Source organism: Citrobacter sp. Ce006, assembly GCF_030336535.1.
GTDB classification, from domain to species: Bacteria; Pseudomonadota; Gammaproteobacteria; order Enterobacterales; family Enterobacteriaceae; genus Citrobacter; species Citrobacter europaeus.
The window spans coordinates 396,723-412,053 of the sequence record NZ_JAOWDO010000073.1; the positions used below are offsets into that span (position 1 = coordinate 396,723).

14 protein-coding genes are annotated in these 15,331 nt (G+C 53.5%); 9 read left to right on the forward strand and 5 right to left on the reverse strand.

The features are described 5' to 3' along the window. Positions 1-6: 6 nt before the first annotated feature. The 5 genes from caiD to caiT all read right to left on the reverse strand — a co-directional run bounded on the left by caiD (position 7) and on the right by caiT (position 6,498). Positions 7-792, reverse strand: a complete 786-nt coding sequence (gene caiD, locus OGV94_RS20630; protein ID WP_043018387.1) for a crotonobetainyl-CoA hydratase — start codon at positions 790-792, stop codon at positions 7-9. Positions 793-846: 54 nt separating this feature from the next. Beyond that, on the reverse strand, positions 847-2,400 hold the full coding sequence (gene caiC, locus OGV94_RS20635; RefSeq protein ID WP_075145221.1) for a crotonobetaine/carnitine-CoA ligase: 1,554 nt from the start codon (positions 2,398-2,400) through the stop codon (positions 847-849). Between the two features lie 62 nt (positions 2,401-2,462). Then, on the reverse strand, positions 2,463-3,680 hold the full coding sequence (gene caiB, locus OGV94_RS20640) for an L-carnitine CoA-transferase (protein ID WP_199994977.1): 1,218 nt from the start codon (positions 3,678-3,680) through the stop codon (positions 2,463-2,465). A 123-nt stretch (positions 3,681-3,803) separates the two neighbouring features. Further along, positions 3,804-4,946 carry a crotonobetainyl-CoA dehydrogenase gene (caiA, locus tag OGV94_RS20645; RefSeq protein WP_003018898.1) on the reverse strand — a complete coding sequence of 381 codons (1,143 nt, stop codon included), beginning with the start codon at positions 4,944-4,946 and terminating at the stop codon, positions 3,804-3,806. A 34-nt stretch (positions 4,947-4,980) separates the two neighbouring features. Beyond that, the gene (gene caiT, locus OGV94_RS20650; protein WP_043018390.1) at positions 4,981-6,498 is read right to left on the reverse strand and encodes an L-carnitine/gamma-butyrobetaine antiporter; all 1,518 of its coding nucleotides are present in this window, start codon (positions 6,496-6,498) and stop codon (positions 4,981-4,983) included. A 481-nt stretch (positions 6,499-6,979) separates the two neighbouring features. On the opposite strand from caiT, the gene OGV94_RS20655 reads away from it, so the two are divergent. The 9 genes from OGV94_RS20655 (at position 6,980) to folA (ending at position 15,309) form a co-directional block, all read left to right on the forward strand. Continuing rightward, positions 6,980-7,750 carry an electron transfer flavoprotein FixA gene (locus OGV94_RS20655; protein ID WP_286524286.1) on the forward strand — a complete coding sequence of 257 codons (771 nt, stop codon included), beginning with the start codon at positions 6,980-6,982 and terminating at the stop codon, positions 7,748-7,750. A 15-nt stretch (positions 7,751-7,765) separates the two neighbouring features. Further along, the gene (locus tag OGV94_RS20660) at positions 7,766-8,707 is read left to right on the forward strand and encodes an electron transfer flavoprotein subunit alpha/FixB family protein (RefSeq protein ID WP_043018392.1); all 942 of its coding nucleotides are present in this window, start codon (positions 7,766-7,768) and stop codon (positions 8,705-8,707) included. 48 nt (positions 8,708-8,755) lie between these two features. Next, positions 8,756-10,042, forward strand: a complete 1,287-nt coding sequence (locus OGV94_RS20665; protein WP_286524288.1) for an FAD-dependent oxidoreductase — start codon at positions 8,756-8,758, stop codon at positions 10,040-10,042. Continuing rightward, positions 10,039-10,326 carry a ferredoxin-like protein FixX gene (fixX, locus tag OGV94_RS20670; protein ID WP_047406270.1) on the forward strand — a complete coding sequence of 96 codons (288 nt, stop codon included), beginning with the start codon at positions 10,039-10,041 and terminating at the stop codon, positions 10,324-10,326. Before OGV94_RS20665 ends, fixX begins: the two co-directional genes overlap by 4 nt. A gap of 147 nt (positions 10,327-10,473) precedes the next feature. Further along, positions 10,474-11,817, forward strand: a complete 1,344-nt coding sequence (locus OGV94_RS20675; RefSeq protein ID WP_286524291.1) for an MFS transporter — start codon at positions 10,474-10,476, stop codon at positions 11,815-11,817. A 91-nt stretch (positions 11,818-11,908) separates the two neighbouring features. Continuing rightward, positions 11,909-12,142 carry a YgdI/YgdR family lipoprotein gene (locus tag OGV94_RS20680; protein ID WP_003018880.1) on the forward strand — a complete coding sequence of 78 codons (234 nt, stop codon included), beginning with the start codon at positions 11,909-11,911 and terminating at the stop codon, positions 12,140-12,142. A gap of 103 nt (positions 12,143-12,245) precedes the next feature. Further along, complete coding sequence (gene kefF / locus OGV94_RS20685; RefSeq protein WP_043018395.1) at positions 12,246-12,776, forward strand: glutathione-regulated potassium-efflux system oxidoreductase KefF; 531 nt, start codon at positions 12,246-12,248, stop codon at positions 12,774-12,776. After that, the gene (gene kefC, locus OGV94_RS20690; protein WP_286524293.1) at positions 12,769-14,631 is read left to right on the forward strand and encodes a glutathione-regulated potassium-efflux system protein KefC; all 1,863 of its coding nucleotides are present in this window, start codon (positions 12,769-12,771) and stop codon (positions 14,629-14,631) included. Before kefF ends, kefC begins: the two co-directional genes overlap by 8 nt. 198 nt (positions 14,632-14,829) lie before the next feature. Next, a complete protein-coding gene (gene folA / locus OGV94_RS20695) occupies positions 14,830-15,309 on the forward strand; it encodes a type 3 dihydrofolate reductase (protein ID WP_003018873.1) in 480 nt (159 codons plus the stop codon). The last annotated feature ends 22 nt before the right edge of the window (positions 15,310-15,331 follow it).

The window sequence follows — 15,331 nt, forward strand, 5'->3', positions numbered from 1 at the left end:
GGCACATTAACGACCTTTCCATACCGGATCGCGTTTTTCGGCAAACGCCTGCGGTCCTTCGAGCGCATCTTCCGAGTGCAGCACCGACGGATAGTGCTTTAGCACGCCGCTGCGGATGTAACGGTAGCCTTCTTCCACCGGCATTTCGCTGGTCGCACGGTAAATCTCTTTCAGTGCGGCAATAGCGAGCGGGGCGCTATTTACCAGCTGCTGCGCCAGTTCGCGTGCGCTATCCATCAGTTCGCTCTGGCTGACAACGCGGTTGACGATACCCCAGCGCAGCGCTTCTTCGGCGCTCATTCGCCTGCCGGTCATCACCATTTCGTTGACAATAGCCGGTGGCAACAGTTTAGGCAGACGCAGTACGCCGCCGCTGTCAGGCACGATCCCGAGCTTGGCTTCCGGCAGCGCGAAGCTGGCATTTTCCGCGCAGACGATAAAATCCGCCGCCAGCGCCAGCTCAAAACCACCGCCAAACGCATAACCGTTTACCGCGGCGATGACTGGTTTATCGAGGTCGAAAATTTCGGTTAAACCGGCGAAGCCGCCTGGGCCAAAATCGGCATCCGGCGCTTCACCTTCAGCCGCCGCTTTTAAATCCCAGCCCGCAGAAAAGAATTTCTCACCACCGCCGGTGATAATCGCTACGCGTAATTCCGGGTCGTCACGAAAATTAAGAAAAGCTTCCCCCATGGCAAAGCTGGTTTTCGCGTCGATGGCATTGGCTTTAGGCCGGTCGAGGGTAATTTCCAGGATCGAGCCGTTACGGGTCAGATGTAATGATTCACTCATAGTTCATCTCCAGATAAATAGGTTTCCCGGCAGGAGGAATTCCGGCCGGAAGGCTTATTTCAGATTTTTTTTGATTATTTTTCCTGAACAATTACGCGGCAGGTCGGCTCTTATCTCCATAAAAGAGGGAACCTTGAATTTCGCCATATTGTTTTCACAGAAGCTGAAGAACTCGGCTTCGCTTAATGTTTCACCTTCATTAAGGACGATAAACGCTTTGATGGCTTCATCACGGATCGAGTCTTTAATACCAACCACCACAATGTCCTGAATTTTCGGATGCGCAGAAATAATATTTTCCAGTTCGACGCAGGAGACATTTTCCCCGCCGCGTTTAATCATGTTGCAGCGCCTGTCGACGAAATAAAAAAAGCCGTCTGCATCCTGGTAACCTGAATCTCCGGTATGTAACCAGCCCTCAGGTTCCAGCGCTTTGGCGGTAGCCTCCGGCTGGGCGTAGTACTCTTTGAAGATTGTTTTGCCCGGCACGCCTTTAATGCAGATTTCGCCAATTTCTCCGGCGGGCAGGGGACGGTTGTGATCGTCACGGATTTCGGCTTCATAGCTAAAACCTACGCGACCAATAGAGGGCCAGCGCCGCTTGTCTCCGGGACGGTCGCCAATAATACCGACGATGGTTTCAGTCATGCCGTAGGAGGTCAGCAGCCTGACGCCAAAGCGTTCGGTAAAGGCGTCTTTTTCCTGCGCAGATAAATTGAGATAGAACATGACTTCGCGCAGGTGATGCTGTCTGTCGGTTGGTGCGGCAGGTTGTACCATCAGCGTTCTGATCATCATCGGAATGCATTCGGTGACCGTCGCCTGATATCTACGCACCTGATCCCAGAACGCTCTGGCGCTGTACTTCTCCAACAGCACAAAGGTGCTGCCTGCGGAGAATGCCGCCATAGCCGCCGTACACTGGCAGTCGATATGAAAAGCGGGCATCACCGTCATATAGACGTCATCATCGCGCAGAGCGATTTGCCAGGAAGTGTAGTAGCCTGCAAAACGCAGGTTGTAGTGGGTAATCACCACCCCTTTAGGCCGCGAGGTGGTGCCTGAGGTAAACAGAATTTCCGCCGTATCGTCAGTGGATAACGCGGGCGTATAGCACAGCGTGGTCGACTGGCTGGCCTGCAGTTGGGTAAAGTGGCTCACGCCGTCGTCAACCGGAAGCTGCTCGCCAATCAGACAGATATGATTCAGCGGAGTGGTATTTTCCAGCCGTATCTGGCGGTACATAGGATAAAACTGGGCGCTGGTGACCAGCATGCTCACCTGGCTGTTTTGCAGGATCCAGGCGCTTTCTTCGCCCAGTAAGCGGGCATTAATCGGCACCATAATGGCGCCAATTTTTGCCAGCCCAAACCAGCAAAAGATGAATTCCGGACAGTTATCCAGATGCAATGCGACCTTATCGCCCTTGCGGATCCCTAAGGAATGGAAAAGGTTTGCCGTGCGGTTAATCTCTTCATTGAGCGAGGCATAGCTAAACTGCCGAACGATTCCTTCGCAGGATTCGAAAATTAACGCCGTTTTATTTCCGTACACCCCGGCCAGGTCGTCCCACATCTGACGTAAGTTTTGTCCGCCAACGATATCCATATTGCTTTATCCACTGAAATCAGGCGTGAGCGCCAACCAACGAGCGGGTCAGCGCGTCGCGTTTATTCCTCAACTCTGGCCAGGCCTTTGCCGACCAGCTCATTTATGTCTGCTTCGCTATAACCGATGTTTTTCAGAATGGCGGCGGTATCCATGCCGTGTGATGGCATGCCACGCCAAATTTTCCCCGGGTTGTTTTTAAATTTCGGCATGATGTTCGGCCCTTTGCAGGTGCGACCGTCCATCGTCTGCCACTGAGTAATGGATTCACGGGCAACGTACTGCGGGTTGCCTTCCAGTTCCGGAATGGTCAGCACTTTCGCGCAGGCGATGTTCAGCTCAGCAAAGCGCGCCTGGACTTCGGCGATGGTGTGCGCTGCCAGCCAGACGTCCAGTTTCTCTTCCACGAGCGGGCCGTATGGGCATTCCACACGATGAATAAGCTGGGTGCCTTCCGGGACTTCCGGTGTGCCAAGAATGTGGGCGAGGCCAATATCCTTGAAGCACTCGTTGATTTGCGTGATGCCGACCAGTTCCATGACGATATAGCCATCGGCGCATTTATACAGGCCGCAGCCAGCGTAATACGGGTCTTTGCCTTTGGTCATGCGTGGGCAAATTTCGCCGCCGTTGAAGTAGTCCATCATGAAGTATTGCCCCATGCGCAGCATTACTTCGTACATGGCGATATCAATGCTTTCGCCTTTACCCGTTTCGCGTACTTTGTGCAGGGCCGCCAGCGCAGCCGTCGTTGCGGTCATCCCGGAGAAGTAATCGGCGGTGTACGGGAAGGCGGGCATTGGCTGATCAACGTCGCCGTTTTGAATCAGATAGCCGCTAAACGCCTGCGCGATGGTGTTATACGCCGGAAGATTGGTGTACTCCTCGGTACCGTACTGGCCAAAGCCGGAAAGGTGGGCGATAACCAGCTTCGGGTTATGTTCCCACAGCACTTCATCGGTAATACCGCGGCGGGCAAAGGCTGGGCCTTTACTGGCTTCAATGAAAATATCGGTGGTTTCCATGAGCTTAAGAAACGCTTCCCGGCCTTCATCTTTGAAAATATTCAGCGACAGGGCGTGCAGGTTACGGCGTGAGAGCTGCGGATAGTTAGGCTGTACGCGGATAGTGTCCGCCCATGCGACGTTTTCAATCCAGATAACCTCCGCGCCCCATTCGGCGAACATTTGTCCGGCGAACGGACCGGCAATTTCGATCCCTGAAAAAACGACGCGTACCCCGGCAAGTGGGCCAAAGGCTGGCATGGGTAAATGATGCATAATTTTTCTCCTGGCATTTATGGGTGTCCATGTAGGCCGGATAAGGCGCTCGCGCCGCCATCCGGCATTGATTGCCTGATGGCGACGCTAAAGCGTCTTATCAGGCCTACAGGTTGCGTCGTTCTAGCGGTATTGCTTGAGTACCGCACGACCCAACGTCAGGATCTGCATTTCGTCAGAACCACCAGAAACACGGTCAACGCGCAGGTCGCGCCAGAAGCGCGTGATGCGATGGTTGCCCGCGATACCTACTCCGCCCAACACCTGCATGGCGGTATCGACCACTTCAAACGCGGCATTGGCGCAGAAGTATTTGCACATTGCCGCGTCGCCTGAAGTAATGGTGCCGTTATCCGCTTTCCATGCGGCTTCCAGCAGCATGTTTTTCATGGAATTCAGTTTGATCGCCATGTGCGCGAACTTCTCCTGAATCAGCTGGAAACGGCCGATAGTTTCGCCAAACTGTACGCGCTGATTGGCGTAGCGTGCCGCATCTTCAAAAGCGCACATTGCCGTACCGTAGTTGGTCAGCGCGACGAGGAAGCGTTCATGGTCAAACTCTTCTTTCACGCGGTTGAAGCCATTACCTTCCCGACCGAACATGTCTTTCTCGTCCAGTTCAACGTCGTCAAAGGTGATTTCACAGCAGCTGTCCATGCGCAGACCGAGTTTCTCCAGCTTGTTGACCTTGATACCCGCTTTGCTCATGTCAACGAACCACTCGGTGTAAACAGGTTTATCCGGCGATGCGCCATCCCTCGCCATCACCACGATGTACGGGGTATAGGCGCTGCTGGTGATAAAGCACTTACTGCCATTAAGATAAACCTTACCATTTTTGCGTGTATAAGTGGTTTTCAGGCTACCAACATCCGATCCCGCTCCCGGTTCGGTGATGGCAGAGTTCCACATCTGCTTACCCGTTCCCTGGAACGCCATGATTTTATCGATTTGCTCCTGAGTCCCTTCACGCAGGAACGTGTTAAAACCGCCCGGCAACTGGTACAGCACATAGGTTGGCGCGCCCAGGCGTCCGAGCTCCATCCAGACGGCGGCGACGGTGACAAAACCCGCTTCCAGTCCACCGTGTTCTTCCGGAATCAACAGGCTATCAATGCCCATATCCGCCAGCGCTTTTACAAAACGCTCAGGGTAGACGCTGTCGCGATCGCACTCGGCAAAATAAGCTTCCCAGTTCTCACTGGCCATCAGTTCACGAATACCAGCGACAAACAGTTCCTGCTCGTCATTTAAGTTGAAATCCATCTTTCAGCCTCTTGATCAATTGGGTTAATAAGAATTACTTGTCTTTCCAGTGCACTTTGGCGTCTTTAATAAAGGACAGCGTCACCATGATGTTGACGAAGAACAGCGGACATCCTCCGGCGATAATCGCGGTCTGTATCGGCTTCAGCCCGCCCAGCGCCAACAGAACGATACCGATGATGCCGACCAGAATGGACCAGCCGATACGCACTAACAGCGGCGGTTCTTCGCCGTCGCGAACTTCGCGACAGGTGGACATCGCCAGGGTGTAAGAGCAGGCGTTAATCAGCGTTACGGTGGCAATGAAGCAGAGGATGAAGAAGCCCCACATGGTGGCGGTGCTAAGCGGTAAAGCTGCCCAGGTTTCGATAATGGCGCGCGCCACGCCGTGTTGTTCAATCAGCTGCGGGATGTTGAGAATGTTTTTATCCATCAGCAGCAGCGTGTTGCTGCCAAGGACAGTCCACAGGATCCAGGTCGAAGCAGTCAGGCCCAGTACCATCCCGAAGCACAGTTCACGTACGGTACGACCGCGAGAAATACGCGCCAGGAAGATACTCATCTGGATGGCGTAGATGACCCACCACGCCCAGTAGAAGACGGTCCAGCCCTGCGGGAAGCCGCCTTTGCCGATGGCATCGGTGTAGAACAGCATGCGCGGCAGATACATCAGCAGCATGCCGACCGAGTCGGTGAAGTAGTTCATGATGAAGCTGGCGCCGCTGACGATAAACACCCAGCCCAGCATCAGGAAGCTCAGGTAGCTACGCACGTCGCTGGCGATTTTGACTCCCTTTTGCAGCCCACAGGCCACGCAAATAGCGTTCAATATGATCCAGCAGGTAATGATGATGGCGTCGAGTTGCAGCGTATGCGGAATACCGAACAGCCATTGCATACACTCGGTGACCAGCGGCGTCGCCAGACCGAGGCTGGTACCCATCGCAAAGATCAGCGCCACCAGGTAGAAGTTATCGACGATCGTACCGAACAGCCCTTTCGCATGCTTTTCGCCCACCAGCGGCACCAGCGTGGAGCTGGGGCGGATGACGTCCATCTTGCGCACAAAGAAGAAGTAGGCGAAGGCTACGGAGAGGAAGCTATAGGTTGCCCACGGCAGAGGTCCCCAGTGGAACAGGCTGTACGCCAGGCCCAGTTCCTTTGCGCCCGTGGAGTTAGGGGCGAGGGCAAACGGCGGGGTGGAGATGTAGTAGTAGATCTCGATGGAACCCCAGAACAGCACCGCGGCGGATGTACAGGAAGCGAACATCATAAAAATCCAGCTGGCGGTACTAAACTCGGGTTTTTCGTCGCCTAATTTCTTTTTCGAATACGGGCCAAAGACCAACCAGAACCAGCCGAAGAGCATGACGACCATATACCATTCAAATGCCCAACCCCAGACGTTGGTGACATAACTGAATACCGCATTAATAACGACGTTAGCCGCGTCCAGATCTCTTACTGTTAGCCAACAAAGTATTCCGACTATTATTAATGGCGGAAAAAAAACCTTCGGTTCAATTCCCGATTTTCTCTTTTCATTTTTCATAAGTGAATTCCAGTGTGAAAACGAAATTTATTTAGCGTACCCGTGCATGATCGTTTGTTTATTTATTATTAATGATTTGTTGATAACTTTTTAACCTCTGGGAGCGCCTCAGTGAGTAACTCATAATGGGTATTCATTTCCGGCTATTCCGTTATCGCGGTCACACTTTTTTATGCTGGCTATTTTGTTGGTGTTTTCTTGTTTTTTCTTTATTAATTATATAGTTAGTGTTGATTTTTTGACTTTTTTAAGTGACTGGCGTTCAATATTGTTGAACCAGTAAACAATATTGAAAATTTTCGTGTTTGACATGATTCTTTCAATATTGGTGAGGCATGTAACACTATTGAAAGTTACGAATTTCAATGTGTGACATTTTCAATATTGGTGATTAATGTTTTATTTCCGAATTAAAGAGCGTGATATCTGTATTTAACACCGCCGATATAAATACGTTTCCTTCATGATTTCTGGAGATGCAATGAAGATAATTACTTGCTACAAATGCGTACCTGATGAACAGGATATTGCGATTAATAATGCTGATGGTTCTCTCGATTTCAGCAAAGCAGATGGCAAAATCAGCCAATACGATCTGAATGCGATCGAAACGGCCTGTCAGTTGAAACAACAGGCAGGAGAGGCCCAGGTTGTCGCCATGAGCGTTGGCGGCAAAGCGCTGACTAATGCAAAAGGGCGCAAAGATGTGCTCTCCCGTGGCCCGGATGAACTGATTGTTGTTATCGACGATCAATTCGAGCAGGCGCTGCCGCAACAAACGGCCAGCGCGCTGGCTGCCGCGGCGCAAAAGTCAGGTTTCGATCTGCTTATTTGCGGTGACGGTTCTTCCGATCTTTATGCTCAGCAGGTTGGTCTGCTGGTGGGCGAAGCGCTGAACGTTCCGGCGATTAACGGCGTGAGTAAAATCCTCTCGCTTACCGACAGCACGTTGACGGTAGAGCGTGAACTGGAAGATGAAGTTGAAACGCTAAGCATCCCGCTCCCGGCGGTGATCGCAGTTTCTACGGATATCAACACCCCACAAATCCCTTCTATGAAAGCCATCCTTGGCGCAGCGAAAAAACCGGTTCAGGTCTGGTCGCCTGCAGACATTGGGTTGAACAGCGCGCAGGCGTATTCCGAACAACAGGTTGCTGCGCCGAAGCAGCGCGAGCGTCAGCGCGTTGTCATTGAAGGCGACGGTGAAGAACAGATTGCCGCGTTTGTCGAGAATCTTCGCAAAATCATTTAATTATCAGGGGATGTTATGAACAAATTTTCCAGTATCTGGGTATTCAGCGATACCCCTTCTCGTCTGCCGGAACTGATGAATGGTGCGCAGGCTTTAGGTGAAAAAGTTAACACGTTTGTGCTCAGCGATGAGGACGGCGCGACGGCATGCCATTTAGGCGCGGAACATGTCTGGCTGCTCAGCGGCAAACCCGAAGACCGTATGGTTGAAGACTACGCCGATGTGATGGCCGAGACCATTCGTCAGCACAGCGAGGACGGCGCGGTGCTGCTGCCGAATACGCGTCGGGGCAAGCTGCTAGCGGCAAAGCTGGGCTTTCGCTTGTCGGCTGCGGTCTCAAATGACGCCAGCGCAGTTGCAGTGCAGGACGGAAAAGCGGCGGTCAAACATATGGTCTACGGCGGCCTGGCGATGGGAGCAGAAACAATCGCCTCACCGTTTGCCGTGATCACGCTCAGCAGCGGAACATTTGATGCGCAGCAACCGGATACCGCCCGCAGCGGCGAGGTGCACACCGTGCAGTGGCAGGCTCCGGCCATTGCCGTGACGCGTACAGCCACTCAGGCGCGTCAGAGCAACAGCGTCGATCTCGACAAAGCCCGTCTGGTGGTCAGCGTGGGGCGCGGTATCGGCAGTAAAGAAAATATCTCGCTGGCAGAAGCGCTGTGCCAGACGATTGGCGCTGAGCTGGCCTGTTCCCGTCCGGTGGCGGAAAACGAGAAGTGGATGGAGCATGAACGCTACGTCGGCATCTCCAACCTGATGCTTAAGCCTGAACTGTATCTGGCCGTGGGGATCTCCGGGCAGATCCAACATATGGTCGGCGCCAACGGCGCACAGACGATTTTCGCCATCAACAAAGACAAAAATGCGCCGATTTTCCAGTATGCAGATTATGGCATCGTTGGCGATGCGCTGAAGATCCTGCCTGCGCTGACGGCTGCCTTAGCGCGTTAAACCATTCGGGCAGGATGCGAAGGTATCCTGCCGCTGACAGGAGTACGTATGTCCGAAGATATCTTTGATGCCATCATCGTGGGTGCAGGTCTGGCGGGTTCGGTCGCGGCGCTGGTGCTGGCTCGGGAAGGTGCACAGGTGCTGGTTATCGAGCGCGGCAATTCTGCTGGCGCGAAGAATGTCACCGGTGGGCGCATGTATGCGCATAGCCTGGAGCGCATCATTCCCGGTTTTGCTGAGCAGGCTCCCATTGAACGCATCATCACCCACGAAAAACTCGCCTTTATGACCGACAAAGGGGCGATGACCATCGATTACTGCAATGGTGAAGAGGTCGCATCGTCGCAGGTTTCTTATTCCGTCTTACGCAGTAAATTTGACGCCTGGCTGATGGAGCAGGCCGAAGAGGCGGGCGCTCAGCTCATCACCGGTATTCGCGTGGATAACGTTGTGCAGCGCGAGGGTAAAGTCGTGGGCGTGGAAGCCGACGGCGATATTCTGGAAGCTAAAGTGGTGATCCTCGCCGACGGGGTGAATTCTCTGCTGGCTGAAAAGCTGGGTATGGCAAAGCGCGTGGAGGCATCGCATGTTGCCGTCGGCGTAAAAGAGCTGATCGAACTGCCAAAATCGGTAATTGAAGATCGTTTCCAGTTACAGGGGAACGAAGGCGCAGCCTGCCTGTTTGCCGGTTCGCCAACCGATGGATTGATGGGCGGTGGCTTTCTTTATACGAATGAAACGACCCTTTCTCTGGGACTGGTCTGCGGCCTTCATCATCTGAAAGACGCGAAAAAATCGGTCCCGCAAATGCTGGAAGATTTCAAACAGCATCCGGCAGTAGCCCCGCTGATCGCCGGTGGCAAGCTGGTGGAATATGCCGCGCATGTTGTTCCGGAAGCCGGTATCAATATGCAGCCAGAACTGGTGGGTGACGGCGTCCTGATTGCCGGTGATGCTGCCGGAATGTGTATGAACCTCGGCTTTACCATCCGCGGTATGGATCTCGCCATATCCGCAGGCGAAGCGGCGGCGAAAACGGTGCTCTCCGCAATGAAGCGCGATGATTTTAGCAAGCAGTCGTTGGGCGAATATCGTCAGCATCTCGACGAGGGTCCGATGCGCGATATGCGCATGTATCAGAAGCTTCCCGCTTTCCTTGATAACCCACGCATGTTTACCGCCTATCCTGAAATGGCGGTCAGTATCGCGCGCGACCTGTTCACCGTGGATGGTTCCGCTCCGGTGCCAATGCGCAAAAAAATCCTGCGCCATGCGAAGAAAGTGGGCTTCATCAACCTGATGAAAGATGGCCTGAAAGGAGTGACCGTATTATGACATCTCCCGTCAATGTGGACGTCAAACTGGGCGTCAATAAGTTCAATGTGGATGAAGACAGCCCGCATATCATTCTCAAAACCGAACCTGATAAACAGGCGCTGGAAGTGCTGATTAAGGCCTGTCCGGCTGGACTGTATAAAAAGCAGGACGACGGCAGTGTGCGTTTTGATTACGCCGGGTGCCTGGAGTGCGGAACGTGCCGCATTCTCGGACTTGATACCGCGCTGGAAAAGTGGGAATACCCGCGCGGAACCTTTGGCGTGGAATTTCGCTACGGCTAATAAGTACGAGGTTGTGCCCCCGTAGGCCGGATAAGATGCGGTAGCATCGTCATCCGGCAATCATGTGGCGCCAATGCCGGATGGCGGCGTAAACGCCTTATCCGGCCTACAGATGACGCTTTGCCCGTGTTGAAACAGGAAGTCGCTATGCAGCAGCCCAGGAACTTTGATGACATCAAATTTACCACTATTCACCGCCGGATAATGCTGTGGGGAAGCGGTGGGCCGTTTCTGGATGGTTATGTGCTGGTGATGATTGGCGTGGCGCTGGAACAGCTCACGCCAGCATTGAAACTGGACGCACAGTGGATTGGTCTGCTGGGCGCTGGCACGCTCGCTGGTCTGTTTGTGGGGACGTCGCTGTTTGGCTACATTTCCGATAAGGTCGGGCGGCGCAAAATGTTCATCATCGATATTATCGCCATTGGCGTGATATCGGCGGCAACCATGTTTGTCTCCTCGCCCGTTGAGCTGTTGGTGATGCGCGTGCTAATCGGCATTGTGATTGGTGCTGATTACCCGATCGCTACCTCGATGATTACCGAGTTCTCCAATACCCGCCAGCGCGCTTTTTCCATCGGTTTTATCGCTGCGATGTGGTATGTCGGCGCCACCTGTGCCGACCTGGTCGGTTACTGTTTGTATGATGTTGAGGGTGGATGGCGCTGGATGTTGGGCAGCGCGGTGATCCCTTGCATTTTGATCCTGATTGGACGTTTCGATCTTCCTGAATCCCCGCGCTGGCTGCTGCGTAAAGGGCGGGTGAAAGAGTGCGAGGAGATGATGATCAAACTGTTCGGCGAACCGGTGGTGTTCGACGAAGAAGCGCCGCAGGAGACGCGCTTCTTACAGCTGTTTAATCGCCGTCATTTCCCGTTTGTCCTGTTTGTCGCCGTTATCTGGACCTGTCAGGTGATCCCGATGTTCGCCATCTATACCTTCGGTCCGCAGATTGTTGGGCTGCTGGGGCTTGGTGCCGGGAAAAGCGCCGCGTTGGGCAATGTGGTGATAAGCCTGTGCTTTATGTTGGGGTGCATTCCTCCCATGTTCTGGCTCAATAGCGCGGGCCGCCGACCGCTGTTGATTGGCAGCTTTATTATGATGACGCTGGCGCTGGCCGTGCTGGGGTTAATCCCTGATATGGGGGCGTGGCTGGTAGTGCTGGCGTTTGCCGTATACGCGTTTTTCTCGGGGGGACCAGGAAACCTGCAGTGGCTATACCCGAACGAACTGTTTCCTACCGATATTCGCGCGTCTGCCGTCGGGGTGATAATGTCGTTAAGCCGCATTGGTACTATTGTTTCAACCTGGGCCCTGCCGGTATTCATTAGCAAATACGGCATCAGTAATGTCATGCTGATGGGGGCGGGAATTTCGCTGATTGGCCTGCTGGTGTCGATTGCTTTCGCGCCGGAAACGCGGGGGCTGACGCTGGCGCAAACCAGTCAAATGACGATTCGCAGTAAGCCCGTGACCAGGACAGGCTATTAGGAGTGTTCTGTATTTTTCCTGCAACTCAGTCAGTTAGCCTACAGTTAATTGGGTATTTTACTGAAAACAACTGAAAAGCAGGGAGAACACCATGCAAAAACATATCCTGATCACGTCTATTTTTACCGCAGCAGCACTGTTTACCGTAGCCGGTTGTTCCTCAAACCAGGCGGTTAAAACCACCGATGGCAAAACAATCGTCACTGACGGCAAACCGCAAGTCGATGATGATACCGGCCTGGTATCGTACAAAAATGCGCAAACGGGTAAGACGGAACAGATTAACCGCGATCAGGTTAAAGATATGAGCGAGCTGGACAACTAACTCAGATTTTTCCATTTATCTACTCAATAATATTGACTGTTAGCCTGTGGATTAACTGACTAAACTCACTGTTATTACAATAATGCAGTGAAACAGGCTAATCATGATCCTCATCATTTATGCGCATCCCTATCCGCAGCACTCGCATGCGAATAAGCGGATGCTTGAACAGGCAAGGACGCTGGAGGGCGTGGAGATCCGCTCGCTCTACCAGCTCTACCCCGACTTCAATATCGATATTGCCGCTGAACAGGATGCGCTGTCGCGCGCTGATTTGATCATCTGGCAGCATCCGATGCAATGGTATAGCACACCTCCGTTACTCAAGCTGTGGATGGATAAGGTCCTTTCGCACGGTTGGGCGTACGGTCACGGTGGAACTGCGCTCCACGGCAAGCATTTGCTATGGGCAGTGACCACCGGCGGCGGTGAAAACCACTTTGATATTGGCTCCCATCCTGGATTTGATGTGCTCTCCCAGCCCTTACAGGCAACGGCGCTTTATTGTGGCCTCAAATGGCTGCCGCCGTTTGCGATGCACTGTACGTTTATCTGCGATGATGAAACCCTGCAGGCGCAGGCGCGTCATTACAAACAACGTCTGCTGGAGTGGCAGGAGGTTCATCATGGATAGCCATACGCTGATACAGGCGCTGATTTATCTCGGCTCGGCGGCACTGATTGTCCCCATCGCCGTGCGGCTGGGGCTGGGGTCGGTGCTGGGGTATCTTATCGCCGGATGTATTATCGGACCCTGGGGTCTGAGGCTGGTGACGGACGCCGAATCAATCCTGCATTTTGCGGAAATTGGCGTGGTGCTGATGCTGTTTGTTATCGGCCTGGAGCTGGATCCGCAACGTTTGTGGAAACTGAGAGCCTCGGTGTTCGGCGGCGGCGCGCTACAGATGGTGGTTTGCGGCGGTCTGATTGGTTTGTTCTGTATGTTCCTTGGCCTGCGCTGGCAGGTAGCGGAACTGATCGGCATGACGCTGGCGCTTTCCTCCACGGCCATCGCTATGCAGGCGATGAATGAACGTAACCTGATGGTGTCGCAACTAGGGCGTAGCGCATTTGCCGTGCTGCTGTTCCAGGATATCGCCGCTATTCCACTGGTCGCGATGATCCCATTACTGGCGGCGAGCGGCGCATCAACAACGCTTGGGGCGTTTGCATTGTCTGCCCTTAAGGTGGCGGGCGCGCTGGTATTGGTGGTGGTGTTGGGGCGTTATGTGACACGTCCGGCCTTACGTTTTGTCGCCCGCTCGGGCCTGCGGGAAGTGTTCAGTGCCGTTGCGCTGTTCCTCGTGTTTGGCTTCGGTCTGCTGTTGGAAGAGGTTGGACTGTCGATGGCGATGGGGGCATTCCTGGCCGGTGTGCTGCTGGCGAGCTCTGAGTATCGCCACGCGCTGGAAAGCGATATTGAGCCGTTTAAAGGGTTGTTGCTGGGACTGTTCTTTATCGGCGTGGGGATGTCTATCGACTTTGGTACGCTGATTGATAATCCCTTGCGTATTATCATCCTGCTGGTCGGTTTCCTGGTTATCAAAACCGTCATGCTGTGGCTGATAGCGAAACCCTTACAGGTACCGAACAAGCAGCGCAGATGGTTTGCCGTTTTATTAGGGCAGGGCAGTGAGTTTGCTTTCGTGGTGTTTGGCGCGGCGCAAATGGCAAACGTGCTTGACCCTGACTGGGCGAAATCTCTCACGCTGGCGGTGGCGCTGTCGATGGCGGCCACGCCGATTTTACTGGTGATTTTGACGCGTCTGGAAAAATCGGCGACCGGTGAAGAGCGGGAGGCCGATGAAATTGACGAGGAACAGCCGCGGGTGATCATCGCCGGGTTCGGGCGTTTTGGCCAGATAACCGGTCGTCTGTTGCTGTCGAGTGGGGTCAAAATGGTGGTTCTTGATCATGACCCGGACCATATCGAAACGCTGCGTAAATTCGGCATGAAGGTATTCTATGGCGATGCGACCCGGATGGATCTGCTCGAGTCTGCCGGGGCGGTTAAAGCCGAAGTCATTATTAACGCTATTGACGATCCGCAAACCAGCCTGCAACTGACCGAAATGGTGAAGGAGCATTTCCCGCATCTGCAAATTATTGCCCGTGCGCGCGACGTGGATCATTACATCCGGCTGCGCCAGGCGGGCGTGGATATGCCGGAACGTGAAACCTTTGAAGGTGCACTGAAGACCGGACGTCTGGCGCTGGAAGGTCTCGGGCTAGGGCGCTATGAGGCACGTGAGCGGGCTGACGTATTCCGCCGATTCAATACCATGATGGTAGAGGAGATGGTGAAAGGGGAAAATGACGCGACTTCCCGCGCGGCCGTTTATAAACGCACCAGCGCAATGCTGAGTGAAATTATTGCGGAAGATCGTCAGCACTTATCGTTGATTCAACGCCATGGCTGGCAAGGCACGGATGAAGGTAAGCATACGGGCGACGTCGCCGATGAGCCGGAAGTGAAACCGTCAGCATAGGGTAAAAAATGTGATGTTCTGCAAACTTTACTGCTAATTGGCTGTTTTTGAACTACTGTAATGCTGGCGTACCACCTTAAATAGGTCGGTTCGCCAGCAGAACGGAAAATTTTCATGCTCATCCTCTTTCCGCCAGTCGACGAAAGATTGCGCTTTCCGTATAGTGGCGACAATTTTTTTGTATCCGGGAAACATTCAATGATCAGTCTGATTGCGGCGTTAGCGGTAGATCGCGTCATCGGTATGGAAAACGCCATGCCGTGGAACCTACCTGCCGATCTCGCCTGGTTTAAACGTAATACCTTAAATAAGCCGGTTGTCATGGGACGCCACACCTGGGAATCCATCGGGCGACCGTTGCCTGGGCGTAAAAATATCGTCATCAGCAGCAAGCCAGGCACCGACGATCGCGTGCAGTGGGTGAAGTCTGTTGATGAAGCGATTGCGGCCTGCGGCGATGAACCTGAAATTATGGTGATTGGCGGTGGACGTGTGTATGAGCAGTTCCTGCCGAAAGCGCAGAAACTGTATCTGACGCACATCGATGCGGAAGTTGAAGGGGATACGCATTTCCCGGACTACGAACCGGATGACTGGGAATCGGTGTTCAGTGAATTCCACGATGCCGACGCGCAAAACTCCCACAGCTATTGCTTCGAGATTCTGGAGCGTCGTTAATTTGGGTGCCTGATGGCAGATT

Bases quoted from the DNA above. Each gene is read 5' to 3' on its own strand.
- caiD (WP_043018387.1), bottom strand. From the start codon at position 792: ATGAGTGAATCATTACATCTGACCCGTAACGGCTCGATCCTGGAAATT.
- caiC (WP_075145221.1), bottom strand. From the start codon at position 2,400: ATGGATATCGTTGGCGGACAAAACTTACGTCAGATGTGGGACGACCTG.
- caiB (WP_199994977.1), bottom strand. From the start codon at position 3,680: ATGCATCATTTACCCATGCCAGCCTTTGGCCCACTTGCCGGGGTACGC.
- caiA (WP_003018898.1), bottom strand. From the start codon at position 4,946: ATGGATTTCAACTTAAATGACGAGCAGGAACTGTTTGTCGCTGGTATT.
- caiT (WP_043018390.1), bottom strand. From the start codon at position 6,498: ATGAAAAATGAAAAGAGAAAATCGGGAATTGAACCGAAGGTTTTTTTT.
- OGV94_RS20655 (WP_286524286.1), top strand. From the start codon at position 6,980: ATGAAGATAATTACTTGCTACAAATGCGTACCTGATGAACAGGATATT.
- OGV94_RS20660 (WP_043018392.1), top strand. From the start codon at position 7,766: ATGAACAAATTTTCCAGTATCTGGGTATTCAGCGATACCCCTTCTCGT.
- OGV94_RS20665 (WP_286524288.1), top strand. From the start codon at position 8,756: ATGTCCGAAGATATCTTTGATGCCATCATCGTGGGTGCAGGTCTGGCG.
- fixX (WP_047406270.1), top strand. From the start codon at position 10,039: ATGACATCTCCCGTCAATGTGGACGTCAAACTGGGCGTCAATAAGTTC.
- OGV94_RS20675 (WP_286524291.1), top strand. From the start codon at position 10,474: ATGCAGCAGCCCAGGAACTTTGATGACATCAAATTTACCACTATTCAC.
- OGV94_RS20680 (WP_003018880.1), top strand. From the start codon at position 11,909: ATGCAAAAACATATCCTGATCACGTCTATTTTTACCGCAGCAGCACTG.
- kefF (WP_043018395.1), top strand. From the start codon at position 12,246: ATGATCCTCATCATTTATGCGCATCCCTATCCGCAGCACTCGCATGCG.
- kefC (WP_286524293.1), top strand. From the start codon at position 12,769: ATGGATAGCCATACGCTGATACAGGCGCTGATTTATCTCGGCTCGGCG.
- folA (WP_003018873.1), top strand. From the start codon at position 14,830: ATGATCAGTCTGATTGCGGCGTTAGCGGTAGATCGCGTCATCGGTATG.